This is a genomic window from Xanthomonas sp. MUS 060 (assembly GCF_000963215.1).
In the GTDB taxonomy this organism is placed as follows: Bacteria; Pseudomonadota; Gammaproteobacteria; order Xanthomonadales; family Xanthomonadaceae; genus Xanthomonas_A.
Genome location: NZ_JZIM01000001.1, coordinates 468938 through 484965 on the forward strand (window position 1 = coordinate 468938; position 16028 = coordinate 484965).

The following is a 16028-nucleotide window of genomic DNA, read 5'->3' on the forward strand; positions in this document are numbered from 1 at the left end:
TCCGACATGGATTGGGTCAATATCGCTTTCTGGATCTTCGCCACCATCGCCGCGGTCGCCGCCGGCGCGGTAATCAGCGTGCGCAACCCCGTGTACGCGGTGCTGTGCCTGATCCTGACGTTCTTCTCCATCGCCTGCGTGTGGCTGCTGGTGGGTGCCGAGTTCCTCGGCGTGACTCTGGTGCTGGTCTATGTCGGCGCGGTGATGGTGCTGTTCCTGTTCGTGGTGATGATGCTCGACATCGATAGCGCCCGCCTTCGCGAGGGCTGGGTGCGCTACCTGCCGGTCGGTTTGGTGGTCGCGGTGGCGATGCTGGTGCAGATGGTCACCTTGATCGGGGTCAAGGCGCGCACCGCCGCGCCGTTCCCGGCCGGTAATGCCGCGGCGCAGGCCGCCGATACCTCGAACATCGCCTGGCTGGCCAAGACCTTGTTCACCCAGTTCCTGCTGCCGTTCGAGTTCGCGGCCATCATCCTGACCGTGGCGGTGGTCGCGGCGGTGATGCTGACCCTGCGCAAGCGCACCGGCATCAAGACCCAGAACCCGGGCGAACAATCCCGCGTCAAGGCCGGCGATCGTCTGCGCATGGTCAAGATGGACGCGGAGAAGCCCACGCTCCACACCCCGGCGGCGGCATCGCAGGAGGGCCAGCCATGATCTCCCTAGGCCATCTGCTGGCGCTTGGCGCGGTGCTGTTCTGCATCAGCCTGGCTGGCATCTTCCTCAATCGCAAGAACGTCATCGTGCTGCTGATGTCGATCGAATTGATGCTGTTGTCGGTCAACATCAACTTCGTCGCGTTCTCTCGCGAACTCGGCGACGCTGCCGGCCAGTTGTTCGTGTTCTTCATCCTGACCGTGGCCGCGGCCGAAGCCGCCATCGGCCTCGCGATCCTGGTGACGTTGTTCCGTACCCGCCACACGATCAACGTGGCCGAAGTCGATTCGCTCAAGGGCTGACCCGCAGATGGATATCACTCTCTCCAAGAGTCTGTTGATCGCCGTGGTGCTCGCGCCGCTGGTCGGCAGCATCGTTGCCGGTCTGTTTGGCCGTCAGGTCGGGCGCAAGGGCGCTCAGGTCGCGACCATCCTCGGCGTGGCGGTCAGTTGTGCGCTGTCGTGCTGGACGCTGTATCAGTTGGTCGGGCAGGGCGCCGCGCCGTTCAATCAGAACCTCTACACCTTCTTCGAGGTCGGCCAGTATTCGGCGCATGTTGGCTTCATGGTCGACCGCCTGACTGCGATGATGATGGTGGTGGTGACCTTCGTCTCGCTGCTGGTGCACGTCTACACCATCGGCTACATGGCCGACGATCCGGGCTACCAGCGCTTCTTCAGCTACATCTCGTTGTTCACCTTCTCGATGCTGAGCCTGGTGATGAGCAACAACTTCCTACAGTTGTTCTTCGGCTGGGAAGCGGTGGGTCTGGTTTCGTATCTGTTGATCGGCTTCTGGTTCAAGCGCCCGACTGCGGTATTCGCCAACATGAAGGCGTTCCTGGTCAATCGCGTTGGCGACTTCGGCTTCATCCTCGGCATCGCAGGTGTGCTGTTGTGGTTCGGTAATCTCGACTACGCCACGGTGTTCGCCAATGCCACCGCCGTCCTTGGCAGCGATGCCGCGGGTGGCATGGCCAATGTGCAACTGTTGCCGGGCCATCCCTGGAACGTGGCCACCATCATTTGCACCTGCCTGTTTATCGGTGCGATGGGCAAGTCGGCACAGGTGCCGTTGCACGTGTGGCTGCCCGACTCGATGGAAGGTCCGACACCGATCTCGGCGTTGATCCACGCCGCGACCATGGTGACCGCTGGCATCTTCATGGTGGCGCGGATGTCGCCGTTGTTCGAACTGTCGCAGACCGCGTTGAATTTCGTACTGTTCGTCGGTGCCACCACGGCGTTCTTCACCGGCCTGATCGGTATCGTGCAGAACGACATCAAGCGCGTGGTCGCCTATTCGACGCTGTCGCAATTGGGTTACATGACCGTGGCGCTCGGGGTATCGGCGTATTCGGCGGCGGTATTCCACCTGATGACCCATGCTTTCTTCAAGGCGCTGCTGTTCCTGGCCGCCGGCTCGGTGATCATCGGCATGCACCACGAGCAGGACATGCGCAAGATGGGCGGCCTGCGCAAGTACATGCCGATTACCTACTGGACCAGCGTGATCGGCACCCTGGCCCTGGTCGGTACGCCGTTCTTCGCCGGCTTCTACTCCAAGGACACGATTATCGAAGCGGCCAAGCATCATGCCGAGGGTGCCCCGTTCTGGAGCATCGCCAGCTATGGTTATTGGGCCGTGCTCGGTGGCGTGTTGATCACCAGCTTCTATAGCTTCCGCCTGCTGTTCCTGACCTTCCACGGCCAGGAGCGCTTCCGCCACGCGCATGCGGCACACGACGATCACGCGCATCACGGCAGCGCCCATGACGCGCATGCCCACGATGCGCACGACGATCATGGGCATGGTCATCACGGCGCGCATGAGCCGCACGAGTCGCCGTGGGTGGTGACCTTGCCGTTGGTGTTGCTGGCGATCCCGTCGATCGCGATTGGCTTCCTCACCATCGGCCCCATGCTGTACGGCACCGACTGGGCGGGGCATCCTGCTGCGGAGGCGATCAAGGGCCAGGCGGTCAGCTTCTTCACCGGCATTGTCGATTTCTATGATCCGGCGCGCGACACCATCGGCGCATTGGCCGAGGAATTTCATGGGCCGGTCGCTTCCGCGTTGCACGGACTGTTCCAGCCCCCGTTCTGGCTGACCTTGGCTGGCTTCGCCCTGGCCTGGTTCCTGTACCTGTGGAAGCCCGACTTGGCGGCAAAGGCGCGCAAGATCTTCGCGCTGCCGGTGCGGATCCTCGAGAACAAATACGGTTTCGACAAGCTCTGGATCGGCGGTTTCGCCGGTGGTGGTCTGCGCCTGGGCAAGCTGTCGCGCGCGGTCGATACCCATGTCGTGGACGGCGTCATGGTCAACGGTTCGGCCCGCGTGGTCGACCTGGCGGCCAATCTGCTGCGTCGCACGCAGTCCGGTTTCCTCTATCACTATGCCTTCGCGATGATCATCGGTCTCATTGCCCTGTTGGGCGTGCTGATGCATTTCTGGCGTTGACCTGTACGGAATAAGATCACGTGTCGAACTGGCCTCTACTCTCTCTCTTGATCTGGCTGCCGATCGTCGGTGGCGCGATGGTCCTCGCCTTGCGTGATGCGCGTGCGGCACGCTGGGCGTCGCTGCTGGTGGCGCTGTTGACCTTCGCGCTCAGCGTTCCGTTGCTCACTGGCTTCGATTACGCCAGCGATGCGTTGCAGTTCGTCGAGACCCACGCTTGGATCCCGGCCTACAACATCGGCTACAACCTCGGTGCCGACGGCATCGCGGTGGCGTTGATCGTGCTGACCACGCTGGTCACGGTGCTGGCGCTGATCGGTGCCTGGACCTCGATCGACAAGCGGGTCAACCAGTACGTGGCCGCGTTCTTGATCTTGGAAGGCGTCACCGTCGGCATCTTCTCCGCCACCGACGCGATGCTGTTCTACGTGTTCTTCGAGGCGATGCTGATTCCGATGTTCCTGATCATCGGCATCTGGGGTGGTCCGCGTCGCATCTATGCGGCGGTCAAGTTCTTCCTCTACACCTTCCTCGGCTCGGTGCTGATGCTGGTCGGGTTGATCTACCTGTACCTGAAAGGCGGCAGCTTCCAGCTCGCCGACCTGTATCACCTGTCGCTGACGGCCAAGGAGCAGACCTGGCTGTTCTTCGCCTTCCTCATCGCGTTCGCGGTGAAGGTGCCGATGTTCCCGGTGCACACCTGGTTGCCGGATGCGCACGTCGAGGCACCGACCGCCGGTTCGGTGATCCTGGCGGCGATCGCGCTGAAGATCGGTGGCTACGGGTTCCTGCGCTTCAACCTGCCGATCCTGCCCGACGCCAGCAACGAGTGGTCGTGGCTGGTGATCGCGCTGTCGTTGATCGCGGTGGTCTATGTCGGCCTGGTTGCTCTGGTCCAGGACGACATGAAGAAGCTGATCGCGTATTCGTCGATCGCGCACATGGGCTTCGTCACCCTCGGCGCGTTCGTCGCTTTCGCCCTGGTCGGGTTCGGGAGCGTGGATGCCGCGCGGCTGGGCCTGCAGGGCGCGATGGTGCAGATGATCTCGCACGGGTTCGTGTCCGGCGCGATGTTCTCCTGCGTCGGTGTGCTGTACGACCGCATGCACAGTCGTCGCATCGCCGACTACGGCGGCGTGGTCAACGTCATGCCATGGTTCGCGACTTTCGCCATGCTGTTCTTCATGGCCAACGCGGGCCTGCCGGGCACCAGCGGTTTTGTCGGCGAGTTCATGGTGATCATGGCCAGCTTCCAGACGCATCCGCTGCTCGCCTTCGGCGCGGCGACCACCCTGGTGATCACCGCTGCTTACACTCTGTGGCTGTATCGCCGCGTGTTCTTTGGCGAAGTGGCCAACGCACACGTGGCCGAGTTGAAGGACATCAATGGCCGTGAGGCGTTGGTGCTGGGCGTGTTCGCGCTCGGCGTGCTCGCTCTTGGCCTGTATCCGAAGCCGTTGACCGACCTGATGGAGCCCTCGATCGCAAAGCTGGCGGCGCAGATTGCCACCAGCAAGCTGTAAGCGGCTGTCGAGCGTATTGATTCCAGAGACTTGATGATGACCACCCCTGCGCTGCTGCCCCTGACCACCATCGACCTGCCGCCCCTGCTCCCCGAGTTGGCGCTGACTGCTGGTGCCTTCGCCCTGCTGATGCTCGATTTGTTCATCAGCGAGCGCAACAAGGCCTGGACCCATATCGTCTCGGTGGCGATTCTGTTCGCGGTGTTCGCCATGCTGCTGGCCGGCGTTGGCGGGCAGGGCACGGTGTTCAACGGCATGTTCGTGCGCGATGCCGCTGCCGAGGTGATGAAGACAGTGATCGTCGGCCTCAGCGCGTTGACCTTGATCTACGGTTGGAGCTACCTGCGCGAGCGCAAGTTGTACCAGGGCGAGATCCCGGTGCTGGTGCTGTTCGCCACGGTCGGCATGATGATCCTGGTCTCGGCCGGTAGCCTGCTGATGGTCTACCTGGGGCTGGAGTTGCTGGCGCTGTGCTCCTATGCGTTGGTCGCCTCCAGTCGTGACAATGGCATGGCGGCCGAAGCGGCGATGAAGTACATCGTGCTCGGTTCGCTGGCTTCCGGCCTGCTGCTCTACGGCATGTCGCTGATCTACGGCGCAACCGGTACGCTGAGTCTGAGCGCCATCCATGATGCGATTGGCAGTGGTCACGAGCGCACTCTGCTGCTCACCGGTACGGTGTTCCTGATTGCCGGCATCGCCTTCAAGTTGGGCGCTGCGCCGTTCCACATGTGGCTGCCCGATGTGTACCAAGGTGCGCCCGCGCCGGTCGCGTTGTTCATCAGTTCCGCGTCGAAGGTCGCCGCATTCGGCATGGCGTACCGTTTGCTGGAAGTGGGCGTGGGTCCGCTGGCCTCGCAATGGCACTGGGTCATCGGTGGCTTGGCGGCGCTGTCGCTGGTGATCGGCAATTTGATGGCGGTGGCGCAGAGCAACCTCAAGCGCATGCTGGCCTACTCCACGGTGTCGCATATCGGTTTCTTGCTGCTCGGTGTGGCCGGCGGTGGCGAGCGTGGTTATGCGGCGGCGTTGTTCTACGCGATCTGTTATGCGGTGATGTCCACCGCCGCGTTCGGCGCGATCATCGCGATGTCGCGCAAGGGCTTCGAGGCCGAGCAGATCGACGATTTCAAGGGTTTGAATGCGCGTAACCCGTGGATGGCGCTGCTAGTGTTGTGCATCATGGCCTCGCTGGCAGGCGTGCCGCCATTCCTGGGTTTCTGGGCCAAGATGGCCGTGCTGGGTGCGGTAGTCGCGGTACCCGATCAAACGCTGTGGTGGACCGGCCTGGCCGTGCTGTCGGTGCTGTGCGCGGTGATCGGCGCGTTTTACTACCTGCGCGTCATCAAGGTGATGTATTTCGACGAGCCAGTCGGCGCACCCTTGCCGGCCAACGAGGATCGTGTGCTGGGAGTGACGCTGTGCGTCAATGCACTGGGCCTGTTGGCGTTCGGACTCGCGTGGAGTCCGTTGATGGCGTGGTGCCAGCGCGCTTTCACGCATCTGGCTTGAGCCGGCAGCCGCGCCTGTTTTCGAAATTGTTTGCGACGTCGCCGCCGAAAGGCGGCGCCGTCGTTTTACCCAGATGGCGATGTGACGCTATTGCGCTTGTGATCGTAGGCCTTCGGTATGCGCCTTTCGATCAGATGGAATCTTGGTCACATCAAAATGCGATCAGGGCTTGCAAGTACGTCGCTAAGTCTTCATAATTCCGCTTCTGCTGCGGGGTGGAGCAGTCTGGCAGCTCGTCGGGCTCATAACCCGAAGGTCGCAGGTTCAAATCCTGCCCCCGCTACCATATTTGTTTGCTGCAACAATCATGACATCGGTTGTGTGCAGGAGAGAAGTTTGGGCTTCGCGATGACGCATGTTCCCGTCGTCGTAACCGGAATCCAGCGTGACCGGAGTCGTACCGGATAAGGGGCCCAGCGGGCCCTTTGTCGTTTCCGGGGAACCGGAACTGCGTTAAACCGATTCTTTTCCATTCTGATGCAAGGCAGGCTGTGAGCGACAAGGCGAACGAAATCGCGAATCTGCTGGGTCCGACCGTGGATGCATTGGGTCTGGAGCTGCTGGGCGCTGAGTATCTGCCAGCGTCCGGTGGCGCTACGTTGCGCCTGTATATCGACGTGCCGCTGGGCGAACAGCCCGAGCGCATGGTCAACATCGACGACTGCGAACGGGTCAGTCGTGAAGTGTCGGCGCAACTGGACGTGGAGGATCCCATCAGCGGTCATTACACGCTGGAGGTGTCCTCGCCGGGTGTGGATCGTCCATTGTTCACGGCCGAGCAGTTCGCGCGGCATCGGGACGAGTCGGCGAAAGTGGTGCTGAAACTGCCGCAGCAGGGTCGCAGGCGTCTGCAGGGTCGCATCCTGCAGGTCGAGGTGGACGCCGGTCGGATCGTGTTCGAGGTTGATGGCGCCGAGCTGGGGGTGGACTTCGACAATATCGACAAAGCGCGGATTCTGCCCGATTGGGCGGCGCTGGGCCTGGCACCCACCAAGCCGGGCAAGGGGCCAAAGCCTGCCGGCAAGAACCCAAAATCCAATAAGAAACCATCCAACGAACCGGCGGCCGACACGGCTGCGCGCGGAGCGAAAGAATGAGTAAGGAACTGTTGCTGGTAGTCGATGCGGTCGCCAACGAGAAGGGCGTGCCGCGCGAAGTGATCTTCGATGCGATCGAGGCCGCGCTGGCCTCTGCGGCGAAAAAACGCTACCCCGATCAGGACGTGCTGACGCGCGTCACCATCGATCACAAGGAAGGCAGTTACGAGACCTTCCGCCGCTGGGAAGTGGTGGCCGACGATGTGGTGATGGAATCGCCGGACCGGCAGATCCGTCTGATGGATGCGGTCGACGAAGCCGAAGGCGTGGACGTCGGTGACTACATCGAAGAGCAGATCGAGAATCCCGATTTCGGTCGTATCGCCGCACAGGCCGCCAAGCAGGTGATCGTGCAGCGTGTGCGCGAGGCCGAACGCCAACAGGTGGTGGATGCCTGGAAAGATCGCGTCGGCGAACTGGTCACCGGTGTGGTCAAGCGCGCCGAGCGCGGCAACATCTACGTGGACCTGGGCGGCAATGCCGAGGCGTTCATCCCCAAGGACAAGGGCATTCCGCGCGACGTATTGCGCGCTGGCGACCGCGTGCGCGGCTACTTGGCCGAAGTGCGCTCGGAGCCGCGTGGCCCGCAGTTGTTCATCAGTCGCGCTGCACCGGAATTCATGATCGAGCTGTTCAAGCTGGAAGTGCCGGAAGTGGGCCAGGGTCTGGTCGAGATCAAGGCGTGCGCACGCGATCCGGGCGACCGTGCCAAGATCGCGGTGCTCGCGCACGACACCCGCACCGATCCGATCGGCGCCTGCATCGGCATGCGCGGTTCGCGCGTGCAGGCGGTCTCCAACGAGCTTAACGGCGAGCGCGTGGACATCGTGCTGTGGAACGACAACCCGGCCAACTTCGTCATCAATGCGATGGCGCCGGCCGAGGTGCAGTCGATCATCGTCGATGAGGAAAAACACTCGATGGACCTGGCGGTGGCGGAAGATCGCCTGGCCCAGGCGATCGGCAAGGGCGGCCAGAATGTGCGTCTTGCCAGCCGTCTGACCGGCTGGCAGCTCAATGTGATGACTGCCGAGCAAGTCGCGGCCAAGTCCGAGGCCGAGCAGACCGTCGCCCGCCAGTTGTTCATGGAAAAACTGGAAGTGGACGAGGAAATCGCCGCGATCCTGGTCGCCGAAGGCTTCAACTCGGTCGAGGAAATCGCCTACGTCCCGGTTGGCGAGCTGTTGGCGGTGGAAGGCTTCGACGAGGACATCGTCGAGGAACTGCGTGCCCGTGCACGCGATGCGTTGCTCAACGAGGCGCTGGCCGCCGAAGAAAGCGACGACAGCGGCGTGCCGGCGGCGGATCTGCTGTCGCTTGCGGGTATGGACGAAGCCACCGCGTATGCGCTGGCTGGCCATGGTGTGTGCACCAGCGAGGACCTGTCGGATTTGGCGGCCGACGATATCCTCGAGTTCGGCATCGAGGACATGGATCACGAGCGCGCCGCTGCGCTGATCCTGGCCGCCCGTGCCGAGGAGATCGCCCGTTTGGAGCGCGGCGAATGAGTCCGCGATGACCACCGCCCTGACCCGATCAGGGCTTAGAATCCGCGCTACCTTCGCACGCGTCGAGGGGGCGCCAACCAGATCATAGGATCCGAATGTCGCAGCAAACCACCATCCGCAAGTTGGCCGAACTGGTGAATACGCCGGTCGAAAAACTGCTGGTTCAACTGGCCGAGGCCGGGATGAAGTTCAGCGGGCCCGACCAAGTCGTTACCAGTACCGAAAAGATGAAACTGCTGGGCTTCCTGCGCCGTACCCACGGCAAGACCGACAAGCCGGTCGAGGAAGAGGCCCAGGCGGCGCCGAAGAAGATCACCCTGAACAGGCGCAAGCTGCAGGAAGTGACGGTCAGCGCCGGGCGCAGCAAGACCACGGTCAACGTCGAGGTCAGGCAGAAGCGCACCTACGTGAAGTCGGCCGAGGATCTGGCGGCTGATCGTGCGGGTGCTGCCACGTCGGGTGGACGGGTGGACGACGAGCGTGCCGAGATCCTGCGCAAGCTGGAGGAGTCCAAACAGCGCAACCTGGCCGAGCAGCAGCGTCTGGCCGAACAGGACCGTGCGCGTGCCGACGAACTGGAGCGCAAGCGCAAGGCCGAGCAGGACGTGCTGGATCGTGCCGAAGCCGAGCGCAAGGCCGCTCAAGCCGAGCAGGAGCCCGACATCCAGGAAGTGGCAGCGTCCACGCCTGCCGCGCCGAGCACGGTTGCCGCGCCGCGCGCGCCGCGTCCGGCCGCGCCGCCGCGTCCGGCGTCTGCGCCGCATCATCCGCCGAAGCCGGCTGCCCCGCGCGGCGATGACCGTACGACCGGGCACAAGCATAAGACCCGCGGTTCGCATGTGATGGTCGCAGGGGTCGAGGACGACGACAGCACCAGCCGTTTCGCTGGTCAGTTGCATTTGTCTGCGGCCGATCGTGCGCGCCGCTCCAACGTCCGCAGCAAGCCGCGCGGTGGCAATGCCGGTGGACGCCGTCAGACCGAACCGTCGCGTAGCGGCGGCGGCTCGCACGGCTTCGAGCGTCCGACCGCACCGGTCGTTCGCGAAGTGGCGATCGGCGACACCATCACCGTGGCCGATCTGGCGCAGAAGCTGGCGCTGAAGGGCGGCGATGTGGTCAAGGCGCTGTTCAAGATGGGCGTGATGGCCACCATCACCCAGAGCATCGATCACGACACGGCGGCGCTGGTCACCGAAGAACTCGGCCACAAGCCGCTGCGTGCCGGTAGTGCCGATGCCGAGGACGCGCTGTTGGCGCACACCGAGGATGATCAGGGCGAAAAGCGGCCGCGGCCGCCGGTGGTCACCATCATGGGCCACGTCGACCACGGCAAGACCTCGTTGCTGGACTACATCCGCCGCACCAAGGTCGCGACCGGCGAAGCGGGCGGTATTACGCAGCACATCGGTGCGTATCATGTCGAAACCGGCCGTGGCGTCATCAGCTTTCTGGATACCCCGGGCCACGCCGCGTTCACCTCGATGCGCGCGCGCGGTGCCAAGCTCACCGACATCGTGGTGCTGGTGGTCGCGGCCGACGACGGCGTGATGCCGCAGACGATCGAAGCGGTCAAGCACGCCAAAGCGGCGCGCGTGCCGCTGATCGTGGCGGTCAACAAGATCGATAAATCCGCAGCCGATCCGTTGCGGGTCAAGAACGAACTGTTGGCACAGAACGTGGTGGCCGAGGAATTCGGTGGCGATACCCAGTTCGTCGAACTCTCGGCGAAGACCGGTCAAGGCATCGACACGCTGCTGGATGCGATTTCGTTGCAGGCCGAAGTGCTGGAATTGCGCGCGGTGGCCGAAGGCCGCGCCAGCGGTGTGGTGATCGAGTCCTCGCTGGACAAGGGGCGTGGTCCGGTGGCGACGGTGCTGGTGCAGCAGGGCGCGCTGAAGAAGGGCGATTACCTGGTGTGCGGCGTGCAATACGGTCGCGTGCGCGCGTTGTTCGACGAAACCGGTCGGCAGCCGGCTGAAGCGGGTCCGTCGATTCCGGTGCAGGTCCTTGGTCTGTCCGGCGTGCCGGATGCGGGCGACGATTTCGTGGTCGTCGACGATGAGCGTCTGGCCAAGGATGTGGCGCAGCAGCGCGAGACCAAGCGCCGCGAATCGCGTCTGGTGTCCTCGGCGGGCAGCCGCATGGAAGACATCATGTCCCAGCTCGGCAAGGGCGAGGGCCAGTTGTCGTTGAATCTGGTGATCAAGGCCGACGTGCAGGGATCGGTGGAAGCGCTGAAACAGTCGCTGACCGCACTGTCCAACGAGCGGATCCGCATCAACGTGATCCACTCCGGTGTGGGCGGCATCACCGAGTCCGATGCGAATTCGGCGCTGGCTTCCAAAGCCACGGTGATCGGTTTCAACGTGCGCGCCGATGCGTCGGCGCGGCGCATCATCGAGACCAACGGCATCGACCTGCGCTACTTCTCGATCATCTACGACGTGATCGACCAGGTGAAGCAGGTGGCATCGGGTCTGCTGGGCGTGGAGATTCGCGAAGAAATCATCGGTACCGCGCAGGTGCGCGATGTGTTCCGCAGTTCCAAGTTCGGCGCGGTCGCCGGCTGCATGGTGGTGGAGGGTGTGGTCAAGCGCAACAAGCCGATCCGCGTGCTGCGCGACAACACCGTGGTGTTCGAGGGCGAACTGGAATCGTTGCGACGCTTCAAGGAGAACGTCGAGGAAGTTCGCAACGGCACCGAGTGCGGTATCGGCGTGAAGGCTTACAACGACGTCAAGGCCGGCGACCAGATCGAGTGCTTCGAGCGCATCGAAGTGCAGCGCACGCTTTGAAAGCCGGGGCCCGGGGCCTGGGACCCGGCGCCCGGGAAAAGCGAGAGCCAGGCGCAACGGCTTTTGCTTTTCCGGGTTCCCGATTCCGGGTCACGGGTCCCGAATAACGAGATTCCGGATCCATGCCCACCAAATCCTTCCGCCGCACCGATCGCGTTGCCGCGCAGATCCGCCGCGATCTCGGCACGATCGTGCATGCCGCCGTGCGCGATCATGGCCTGCCGTCGGTCAGTGTCTCCGACGTCGAAGTCACCCGTGATATGGCCCATGCCAAGGTATTCGTCACCGCGCTGATGCCCGAGCGCTCGGGCGAGGCGGTCAAGGGGCTGAAAGAACTCGCCCCGCAACTGCGTACCGAGTTGGCGCGGGCGATGAAATTGCGTCACGTCCCCGAACTGCATTTTCATTACGACGATTCGGTCGATCGCGGCGAGCGTATCGACACCTTGCTGCGCGATATGCCCGAGCTGCAGTCCGGCGTCGACGCCGACGATAGTGACGCCACCGACACGTCGGATTCTCCCAAGCGCTGAGGCGTCGCCGCGAATGCAGCATGCGGCGCAGTTCAGCAGATTGTCCTGTTGTGCTGATGGACGCACCTGCCGCATCGTGGCCAGCCGCGCCCATCGGCTGCTGTAGTTTCCGCTTTCCCGGGTCCCCGGCCCCGAGTCCCGAGTTCCGTCATCATGCCTCTCATCGGTCCCCGCTTGCCGCGCATTGCTTTCCGCCGTCTCGATGGCATCGTGCTGCTGGATAAGCCTGCCGGCATGAGTTCCAACGCCGCGCTGCAGGCGGCGCGACGCCTGTTGCGCGCGGAGAAAGGTGGCCACACCGGCAGCCTGGATCCGCTCGCCACCGGCCTGCTGCCACTGTGCTTCGGCGAGGCGACCAAGCTGGCCGGGTTGTTGCTCGGCTCGGCCAAGGCGTACGAGGCCGAGATCGTGCTCGGGGTGACAACCGATAGCGACGATGCCGATGGCGCGGTGTTGCGCACCCGTCCGCTGCCGCCGCTCGACGCGGCCACACTGCGGGCAGCGCTGGCACCGCTGCGCGGACGTATTCGGCAGCGGGCACCGATCTATTCGGCGCTCAAGCAGGGCGGCGAGCCGCTGTACATGAAGGCGCGTCGCGGCGAAACCATCGAGGCGCCTGAGCGTGAGGTCGACGTGCAGGCGATTGAGGTACTCGCGCATGTCGGTGAGCGCCTGCGTCTGCACGTGGTCTGCGGCTCCGGTACCTACATCCGTAGTCTGGCCCGCGATCTGGGCGAGACGTTAGGCTGCGGTGCGCACATCGCTGCGCTGCGACGGTTATGGGTGGAGCCGTTCCGCACGCCGCAGATGGTCACTCTGGAGCAGTTGCAGCAGCTTGCCGCGCACGATCCTGCCGGTTTGGACGCGTTGCTGTTGCCGTTGGCGGCTGGTCTGGTGGATTTTCCGCCGTTACGGCTGGAGGGTGCTGCGGCGCAGCGCTTCCGGATGGGGCAACGCCTGCGTGATGCGTCGTGGACGCCCGGCCTGGCGGCGGTGTTCGATGCCGAGGGCGAGCCGCTGGGATTGGGCCAGGTCGATGCCGGTGGGCTGTTGGCACCGCAGCGAATGTTCAATCTGTGATTCAATCCGATACGTCACTGGGTGGGTCGTCATGACGCTGTCTTAACGTCTTGTTCGGCAAGGCCGGTGCCGGTACAATTCCGCAGCCTTTCAGGCACTACGCGCTTCGGCGCAATCCTTCGCAATCGGCGAGCCAGGTGGTGCGTCCTCCGCACGTTCCTGCCGGCCCCGCATCTCAAGAGAAAACACATCATGTCCATCGACACCCAGAAAGTCATCGAAGAAAACAAGCGCGGCGCCGCCGACACCGGTTCGCCTGAAGTCCAGGTCGCGTTGTTGACCGCGCGCATCGAGCTGCTCACCGGCCACTTCAAGACCCACAAGAAAGACCACCACAGCCGTCGTGGCCTACTGCAGATGGTCAACCGCCGCCGCAGCCTGCTCGACTATCTCAAGAAGAAGGACGGCGAGCGTTACAAGGCACTGATCGAGAAGCTCGGCCTGCGCCGCTGAGTCAACCCAACCCACCGCGGCGCAGCGATGCGCCGCGGTTTTGTTTTAGGTAACACTAGTTTTGTTTTAAGTAGCACTGTGGTCCGGGGAAATGCTCCGCGCCACCGGCCGGATCCCCCAGGCCACCACCCGCCAGCGGCATGGGCCGTTCGCGGTCCATTTGCAGAAAGTATCTTCCAAGGAAACCCCGTGGCAAAAATCACCAAAACCTTCCAGTACGGCAAGCACACCGTCACCCTCGAAACCGGCGAGATCGCCCGCCAGGCCGGCGGCGCCGTCATCGTCAAGATGGACGACACCGTACTGCTGGTCACCGCCGTCGCCGCCAAGAGTGCGCGCGAAGGGCAGGACTTCTTCCCGCTGACCGTCGATTATCAGGAGAAGTTCTACGCAGGCGGTCGCATTCCCGGCGGCTTCTTCAAGCGCGAAGGCCGTGCGACCGAGAAGGAGACGCTGATTTCGCGTCTGATCGACCGTCCGATCCGGCCGTTGTTCCCGGAAGACTACAAGAACGAAGTGCAGATCATCGCCACGGTGATGTCGATGAACCCCGATATCGACGGCGATATCGCCGCGTTGATCGGCGCGTCGGCGGCGCTGTCGCTCGCGGGTACTCCGTTTAATGGACCGATCGGCGCCGCCAAGGTCGGCTACAAGAATGGCGAATACATTCTCAATCCCACCGTGACGGACCTGAAGGACTCGCAGCTCGAACTGGTCGTGGCCGGTACCGCGAACGCGGTGTTGATGGTCGAATCCGAAGCCGCGCTGTTGTCGGAAGAGGTCATGCTGGGTGCGGTCACCTTCGGCCATCGCGAAATGCAGAAGGTCATCAACGCGATCAACGAACTGACTGTCGAAGCCGGCACCAAGCCCTCCGATTGGGTTGCTCCGGCCAAGAACGCGGCCATGATCGCCGCGTTGAAGGAAGCCGTCGGCGGCCAACTGGCTGCGGCGTTCCAGGTGCGCGACAAGCTGCAGCGTCGCGATGCCATTGCTGCGATCAAGAAGGACGTGCTGGCGCAGTTGGCGCCGCGCGCCACCGACGAGAACTGGGTCGCGGCCGACCTGGCCAAGGAATTCGGCGAACTGGAATACCAGACCATGCGCGGTTCGGTGCTGAGCACCAAGGTGCGTATCGATGGCCGCGCGCTGGACACTGTGCGTCCGATCAGCGTGAAAGCCGGCGTGCTGCCGCGCACCCATGGATCGGCGCTGTTCACCCGCGGCGAGACGCAGGCGATCGTGGTGACCACGCTGGGTACCGCTCGCGACGGTCAGGTGATCGACGCGGTCTCCGGCGAATACAAAGAAAACTTCCTGTTCCATTACAACTTCCCTCCGTACTCGGTGGGCGAGTGTGGTCGCTTCGGTGCGCCCAAGCGTCGCGAAATCGGCCACGGCCGCCTCGCCAAGCGCGGCGTGCTGGCGGTGATGCCGACCATGGAGGAGTTTCCGTACACCATTCGCGTGGTCTCGGAAATCACCGAATCCAACGGTTCCTCGTCGATGGCCTCGGTGTGCGGCAGCTCGCTGGCACTGATGGACGCCGGTGTGCCGGTGAAGGCGCCAGTGGCCGGTATCGCCATGGGTTTGGTCAAGGAAGGCAACGACTTCGTGGTGCTGTCGGACATCCTGGGCGATGAAGATCACCTGGGCGACATGGACTTCAAGGTCGCTGGTACCGCCGAAGGCGTGTCCGCATTGCAGATGGACATCAAGATCGAAGGCATCACCGAGGAGATCATGAAGCAGGCTCTGGCGCAGGCCAAGGCGGGCCGTCTGCATATTCTCGGCGAAATGGCCAGTGCGCTGACCAGCCCGCGTGCGGAACTGAGCGACTACGCGCCGCGCCTGCTGACGATCAAGATCCATCCGGACAAGATCCGCGAAGTGATCGGCAAGGGTGGTTCGACCATTCAGGCGATCACCAAGGAAACCGGCACCCAGATCGACATCCAGGACGACGGCACCATCGTCATCGCCTCGGTCAACGCCATCGCCGCGCAGGCCGCCAAGGCACGCATCGAGCAGATCACCTCGGACGTGGAGCCGGGCCGGATCTACGAAGGCAAGGTCGCCAAGATCATGGATTTCGGCGCGTTCGTCACCATCCTGCCGGGCAAGGATGGCTTGGTGCACGTCTCGCAGATCTCCAGCGAGCGCGTGGAAAAGGTCGGCGACAAGCTGAAGGAAGGCGACGTGGTCAAGGTCAAGGTGCTGGAAGTCGACAAGCAGGGCCGTATTCGCCTGTCGATGAAGGCGGTTGAGGAAGGCGAGGGCGTGGCGGCCGAGTAAGTCGCCGGCTTGCATCGTGCTTTCAAGAAAAAGCGGGCTTCGGCCCGCTTTTTTCATGCGTCGCGTTTGCTGCGGGGCGCGCGTTCGTCGTGAATACAGTAGGACCTGTCGA

12 protein-coding genes and 1 tRNA gene are annotated in these 16028 nt (G+C 63.4%); all 13 read left to right on the forward strand.

Annotated elements, in window-relative coordinates; all coding sequences use genetic code 11:
- Positions 1-6 precede the first annotated feature (6 nt).
- Positions 7-657 (forward strand): NADH-quinone oxidoreductase subunit J, encoded by a 651-nt coding sequence (locus tag XANALMUS060_RS02165; protein ID WP_045736928.1) that lies wholly within the window; start codon positions 7-9, stop codon positions 655-657.
- Complete coding sequence (gene nuoK / locus XANALMUS060_RS02170; protein ID WP_012915534.1) at positions 654-959, forward strand: NADH-quinone oxidoreductase subunit NuoK; 306 nt, start codon at positions 654-656, stop codon at positions 957-959. Before XANALMUS060_RS02165 ends, nuoK begins: the two co-directional genes overlap by 4 nt.
- Positions 960-966: 7 nt before the next feature.
- Positions 967-3117 carry an NADH-quinone oxidoreductase subunit L gene (gene nuoL, locus XANALMUS060_RS02175; protein WP_045736929.1) on the forward strand — a complete coding sequence of 717 codons (2151 nt, stop codon included), beginning with the start codon at positions 967-969 and terminating at the stop codon, positions 3115-3117.
- 20 nt (positions 3118-3137) lie between these two features.
- Positions 3138-4640: an NADH-quinone oxidoreductase subunit M gene (locus tag XANALMUS060_RS02180; RefSeq protein WP_045736930.1), complete on the forward strand. Its 1503-nt coding sequence runs from the start codon at positions 3138-3140 to the stop codon at positions 4638-4640.
- Between the two features lie 36 nt (positions 4641-4676).
- A complete protein-coding gene (nuoN, locus tag XANALMUS060_RS02185) occupies positions 4677-6152 on the forward strand; it encodes an NADH-quinone oxidoreductase subunit NuoN (RefSeq protein WP_045737100.1) in 1476 nt (491 codons plus the stop codon).
- A 209-nt stretch (positions 6153-6361) separates the two neighbouring features.
- Positions 6362-6438 (forward strand) — tRNA-Met (locus tag XANALMUS060_RS02190).
- Between the two features lie 205 nt (positions 6439-6643).
- Positions 6644-7249: a ribosome maturation factor RimP gene (gene rimP / locus XANALMUS060_RS02195; RefSeq protein WP_045736931.1), complete on the forward strand. Its 606-nt coding sequence runs from the start codon at positions 6644-6646 to the stop codon at positions 7247-7249.
- Positions 7246-8757 carry a transcription termination factor NusA gene (gene nusA, locus XANALMUS060_RS02200; protein WP_045736932.1) on the forward strand — a complete coding sequence of 504 codons (1512 nt, stop codon included), beginning with the start codon at positions 7246-7248 and terminating at the stop codon, positions 8755-8757. The genes rimP and nusA overlap by 4 nt, the downstream gene beginning before the upstream one ends.
- A gap of 95 nt (positions 8758-8852) precedes the next feature.
- Positions 8853-11552: a translation initiation factor IF-2 gene (gene infB, locus XANALMUS060_RS02205; RefSeq protein WP_045736933.1), complete on the forward strand. Its 2700-nt coding sequence runs from the start codon at positions 8853-8855 to the stop codon at positions 11550-11552.
- A 122-nt stretch (positions 11553-11674) separates the two neighbouring features.
- Positions 11675-12085 (forward strand): 30S ribosome-binding factor RbfA, encoded by a 411-nt coding sequence (gene rbfA, locus XANALMUS060_RS02210; RefSeq protein ID WP_045736934.1) that lies wholly within the window; start codon positions 11675-11677, stop codon positions 12083-12085.
- Positions 12086-12238: 153 nt separating this feature from the next.
- A complete protein-coding gene (truB, locus tag XANALMUS060_RS02215; RefSeq protein ID WP_045736935.1) occupies positions 12239-13165 on the forward strand; it encodes a tRNA pseudouridine(55) synthase TruB in 927 nt (308 codons plus the stop codon).
- Positions 13166-13357: 192 nt separating this feature from the next.
- Positions 13358-13618, forward strand: a complete 261-nt coding sequence (gene rpsO, locus XANALMUS060_RS02220) for a 30S ribosomal protein S15 (RefSeq protein ID WP_003467392.1) — start codon at positions 13358-13360, stop codon at positions 13616-13618.
- A gap of 189 nt (positions 13619-13807) precedes the next feature.
- A complete protein-coding gene (gene pnp, locus XANALMUS060_RS02225; protein ID WP_045736936.1) occupies positions 13808-15916 on the forward strand; it encodes a polyribonucleotide nucleotidyltransferase in 2109 nt (702 codons plus the stop codon).
- The last annotated feature ends 112 nt before the right edge of the window (positions 15917-16028 follow it).

What these genes read in the sequence shown, in the direction of transcription:
- XANALMUS060_RS02165 (WP_045736928.1), top strand. Translation starts at nt 7, where the DNA reads ATGGATTGGGTCAATATCGCTTTCTGGATCTTCGCCACCATCGCCGCG.
- nuoK (WP_012915534.1), top strand. Translation starts at nt 654, where the DNA reads ATGATCTCCCTAGGCCATCTGCTGGCGCTTGGCGCGGTGCTGTTCTGC.
- nuoL (WP_045736929.1), top strand. Translation starts at nt 967, where the DNA reads ATGGATATCACTCTCTCCAAGAGTCTGTTGATCGCCGTGGTGCTCGCG.
- nuoN (WP_045737100.1), top strand. Translation starts at nt 4,677, where the DNA reads ATGACCACCCCTGCGCTGCTGCCCCTGACCACCATCGACCTGCCGCCC.
- nusA (WP_045736932.1), top strand. Translation starts at nt 7,246, where the DNA reads ATGAGTAAGGAACTGTTGCTGGTAGTCGATGCGGTCGCCAACGAGAAG.
- infB (WP_045736933.1), top strand. Translation starts at nt 8,853, where the DNA reads ATGTCGCAGCAAACCACCATCCGCAAGTTGGCCGAACTGGTGAATACG.
- rbfA (WP_045736934.1), top strand. Translation starts at nt 11,675, where the DNA reads ATGCCCACCAAATCCTTCCGCCGCACCGATCGCGTTGCCGCGCAGATC.
- truB (WP_045736935.1), top strand. Translation starts at nt 12,239, where the DNA reads ATGCCTCTCATCGGTCCCCGCTTGCCGCGCATTGCTTTCCGCCGTCTC.
- rpsO (WP_003467392.1), top strand. Translation starts at nt 13,358, where the DNA reads ATGTCCATCGACACCCAGAAAGTCATCGAAGAAAACAAGCGCGGCGCC.